The following is a 5031-nucleotide window of genomic DNA, read 5'->3' on the forward strand; positions in this document are numbered from 1 at the left end:
ACAAATGAACATTGAAAACTGAATTGCAATATGTCAACGTTAATTCCGATTTCAACATTAAATGTTGAATCAAAACAACGTGTTATTAATAACACAAATTAGTATTTTATGAGCTAATCAAACATCATATTTTTATGGAGAGTTTGATCCTGGCTCAGGATGAACGCTGGCGGCGTGCCTAATACATGCAAGTCGAGCGAACAGATAAGGAGCTTGCTCCTTTGACGTTAGCGGCGGACGGGTGAGTAACACGTGGGTAACCTACCTATAAGACTGGAATAACTCCGGGAAACCGGGGCTAATGCCGGATAACATTTAGAACCGCATGGTTCTAAAGTGAAAGATGGTTTTGCTATCACTTATAGATGGACCCGCGCCGTATTAGCTAGTTGGTAAGGTAACGGCTTACCAAGGCAACGATACGTAGCCGACCTGAGAGGGTGATCGGCCACACTGGAACTGAGACACGGTCCAGACTCCTACGGGAGGCAGCAGTAGGGAATCTTCCGCAATGGGCGAAAGCCTGACGGAGCAACGCCGCGTGAGTGATGAAGGTCTTCGGATCGTAAAACTCTGTTATTAGGGAAGAACAAATGTGTAAGTAACTATGCACGTCTTGACGGTACCTAATCAGAAAGCCACGGCTAACTACGTGCCAGCAGCCGCGGTAATACGTAGGTGGCAAGCGTTATCCGGAATTATTGGGCGTAAAGCGCGCGTAGGCGGTTTCTTAAGTCTGATGTGAAAGCCCACGGCTCAACCGTGGAGGGTCATTGGAAACTGGGAAACTTGAGTGCAGAAGAGGAAAGTGGAATTCCATGTGTAGCGGTGAAATGCGCAGAGATATGGAGGAACACCAGTGGCGAAGGCGACTTTCTGGTCTGTAACTGACGCTGATGTGCGAAAGCGTGGGGATCAAACAGGATTAGATACCCTGGTAGTCCACGCCGTAAACGATGAGTGCTAAGTGTTAGGGGGTTTCCGCCCCTTAGTGCTGCAGCTAACGCATTAAGCACTCCGCCTGGGGAGTACGACCGCAAGGTTGAAACTCAAAGGAATTGACGGGGACCCGCACAAGCGGTGGAGCATGTGGTTTAATTCGAAGCAACGCGAAGAACCTTACCAAATCTTGACATCCTTTGACAACTCTAGAGATAGAGCCTTCCCCTTCGGGGGACAAAGTGACAGGTGGTGCATGGTTGTCGTCAGCTCGTGTCGTGAGATGTTGGGTTAAGTCCCGCAACGAGCGCAACCCTTAAACTTAGTTGCCAGCATTTAGTTGGGCACTCTAAGTTGACTGCCGGTGACAAACCGGAGGAAGGTGGGGATGACGTCAAATCATCATGCCCCTTATGATTTGGGCTACACACGTGCTACAATGGACAATACAAAGGGCAGCTAAACCGCGAGGTCATGCAAATCCCATAAAGTTGTTCTCAGTTCGGATTGTAGTCTGCAACTCGACTACATGAAGCTGGAATCGCTAGTAATCGTAGATCAGCATGCTACGGTGAATACGTTCCCGGGTCTTGTACACACCGCCCGTCACACCACGAGAGTTTGTAACACCCGAAGCCGGTGGAGTAACCATTTATGGAGCTAGCCGTCGAAGGTGGGACAAATGATTGGGGTGAAGTCGTAACAAGGTAGCCGTATCGGAAGGTGCGGCTGGATCACCTCCTTTCTAAGGATATATTCGGAACATCTTCTTTAGAAGATGAGAAGGAATAACATTGACATATTGTATTCAGTTTTGAATGCTCATTCGAGTATTCTTTAATAATTTGTACATTGAAAACTAGATAAGTAAGTAAAATTTATGATTTTACCAAGCAAAACCGAGTGAATAAGAGTTTTAAATAAGCTTGAATTCAAAAAGAAATAATCGCTAGTGTTCGAAAGAACACTCACAGATTAATAACATTTTGGGTTTTCAACCGACGGTTGTCGAGTTGAAAGCAAATAGATTAAGTTATTAAGGGCGCACGGTGGATGCCTTGGCACTAGAAGCCGATGAAGGACGTTACTAACGACGATATGCTTTGGGGAGCTGTAAGTAAGCTGTAATCCAAAGATTTCCGAATGGGGAAACCCAATACGAGTTATGTCGTATTATCGATACGTAAATACATAGCGTATCGAAGGTAGACGCGGAGAACTGAAACATCTTAGTACCCGCAGGAAGAGAAAGAAAAATCGATTCCCTGAGTAGCGGCGAGCGAAACGGGAATAGCCCAAACCAACGAGCTTGCTTGTTGGGGTTGTAGGACACTCTATACGGAGTTACAAAGGAATAGATTAGACGAAGCATCTGGAAAGATGCATCAAAGAAGGTAATAATCCTGTAGTCGAAAATCTGTTCTCTCTTGAGTGGATCCTGAGTACGACGGAACACGAGAAATTCCGTCGGAATCCGGGAGGACCATCTCCCAAGGCTAAATACTCTCTAGTGACCGATAGTGAACCAGTACCGTGAGGGAAAGGTGAAAAGTACCCCGGAAGGGGAGTGAAAGAGAACTTGAAACCGTGTGCTTACAAGTAGTCAGAGCCCGTTAATGGGTGATGGCGTGCCTTTTGTAGAATGAACCGGCGAGTTACGATTTGATGCAAGGTTAAGCAGTGAATGTGGAGCCGTAGCGAAAGCGAGTCTGAATAGGGCGTTGAGTATTTGGTCGTAGACCCGAAACCAGGTGATCTACCCTTGACCAGGTTGAAGTTCAGGTAACACTGAATGGAGGACCGAACCGACTTACGTTGAAAAGTGAGCGGATGAGTTGAGGGTAGCGGAGAAATTCCAATCGAACCTGGAGATAGCTGGTTCTCTCCGAAATAGCTTTAGGGCTAGCCTCAAGTGATGATTATTGGAGGTAGAGCACTGTTTGGACGAGGGGCCCTTATCGGGTTACCGAATTCAGACAAACTCCGAATGCCAATCAATTTAACTTGGGAGTCAGAACGCGGGTGATAAGGTCCGTGTTCGAAAGGGAAACAGCCCAGACCACCAGCTAAGGTCCCAAAATATATGTTAAGTGGAAAAGGATGTGGCGTTGCCCAGACAACTAGTATGTTGGCTTAGAAGCAGCCATCATTTAAAGAGTGCGTAATAGCTCACTAGTCGAGTGACACTGCGCCGAAAATGTACCGGGGCTAAACATATTACCGAAGCTGTGGATTGTCCGTAGGACAATGGTAGGAGAGCGTTCTAAGGGCGTTGAAGCATGATCGTAAGGACATGTGGAGCGCTTAGAAGTGAGAATGCCGGTGTGAGTAGCGAAAGACGGGTGAGAATCCCGTCCACCGATTGACTAAGGTTTCCAGAGGAAGGCTCGTCCGCTCTGGGTTAGTCGGGTCCTAAGCTGAGGCCGATAGGCGTAGGCGATGGATAACAGGTTGATATTCCTGTACCACCATGAATCGTTTTAAGCGATGGGGGGACGCAGTAGGATAGGCGAAGCGTACGATTGGATTGTACGTCCAAGCAGTAAGACTGAGTGTTAGGCAAATCCGGCACTCTTAAGGTCAAGCTGTGATGGGGAGAGGAAATTGTTTCCTCGAGTCGTTGATTTCACACTGCCGAGAAAAGCCTCTAGCTAGATTTATGGTGCCCGTACCGCAAACCGACACAGGTAGTCAAGATGAGAATTCTAAGGTGAGCGAGCGAACTCTCGTTAAGGAACTCGGCAAAATGACCCCGTAACTTCGGGAGAAGGGGTGCTCTTTAGGGTTCACGCCCAGGAGAGCCGCAGTGAATAGGCCCAAGCGACTGTTTATCAAAAACACAGGTCTCTGCTAAACCGTAAGGTGATGTATAGGGGCTGACGCCTGCCCGGTGCTGGAAGGTTAAGAGGAGTGGTTAGCTTCTGCGAAGCTACGAATCGAAGCCCCAGTAAACGGCGGCCGTAACTATAACGGTCCTAAGGTAGCGAAATTCCTTGTCGGGTAAGTTCCGACCCGCACGAAAGGCGTAACGATTTGGGCACTGTCTCAACGAGAGACTCGGTGAAATCATAGTACCTGTGAAGATGCAGGTTACCCGCGACAGGACGGAAAGACCCCGTGGAGCTTTACTGTAGTCTGATATTGAAATTCGGTACAGCTTGTACAGGATAGGTAGGAGCCTTAGATACGTGAGCGCTAGCTTACGTGGAGGCGTTGGTGGGATACTACCCTCGCTGTATTGGATTTCTAACCCGCACCATTAATCATGGTGGGAGACAGTGTCAGATGGACAGTTTGACTGGGGCGGTCGCCTCCTAAAGAGTAACGGAGGCGCTCAAAGGTTTCCTCAGAATGGTTGGAAATCATTCATAGAGTGTAAAGGCACAAGGAAGCTTGACTGCGAGACTTACAAGTCGAGCAGGGTCGAAAGACGGACTTAGTGATCCGGTGGTTCCGCATGGAAGGGCCATCGCTCAACGGATAAAAGCTACCCCGGGGATAACAGGCTTATCTCCCCCAAGAGTTCACATCGACGGGGAGGTTTGGCACCTCGATGTCGGCTCATCGCATCCTGGGGCTGTAGTCGGTCCCAAGGGTTGGGCTGTTCGCCCATTAAAGCGGTACGCGAGCTGGGTTCAGAACGTCGTGAGACAGTTCGGTCCCTATCCGTCGTGGGCGTAGGAAATTTGAGAGGAGCTGTCCTTAGTACGAGAGGACCGGGATGGACATACCTCTGGTGTACCAGTTGTCGTGCCAACGGCATCGCTGGGTAGCTATGTATGGACGGGATAAGTGCTGAAAGCATCTAAGCATGAAGCCCCCCTCAAGATGAGATTTCCCAACTTCGGTTATAAGATCCCTCAAAGATGATGAGGTTAATAGGTTCGAGGTGGAAGCATAGCGATATGTGGAGCTGACGAATACTAATCGATCGAAGACTTAATCAAATTTAAAAGTTTTGTTGGTTGAACTAAATTTTACTTACTATCTAGTTTTGAATGTATAATAGTTATACATGATATTGTCTGGTGACTATAGCAAGGAGGTCACACCTGTTCCCATGCCGAACACAGAAGTTAAGCTCCTTAGCGC

Annotated in this window: 3 rRNA genes; all 3 read left to right on the top strand. The window is 48.0% G+C overall.

The window, feature by feature from the left end:
* The first annotated feature begins 131 nt into the window (after window positions 1–131).
* A 16S ribosomal RNA gene (locus KA856_RS13380) occupies window positions 132–1684 on the top strand.
* A gap of 281 nt (window positions 1685–1965) precedes the next feature.
* Window positions 1966–4886, top strand: a 23S ribosomal RNA gene (locus KA856_RS13385).
* Window positions 4887–4963: 77 nt separating this feature from the next.
* Window positions 4964–5031: ribosomal RNA gene (gene rrf / locus KA856_RS13390) — 5S ribosomal RNA — on the top strand; the annotation flags it as partial.

It is taken from the genome of Staphylococcus sp. GDB9P120P (assembly GCF_017893435.1).
GTDB lineage: Bacteria > Bacillota > Bacilli > Staphylococcales > Staphylococcaceae > Staphylococcus > Staphylococcus cohnii.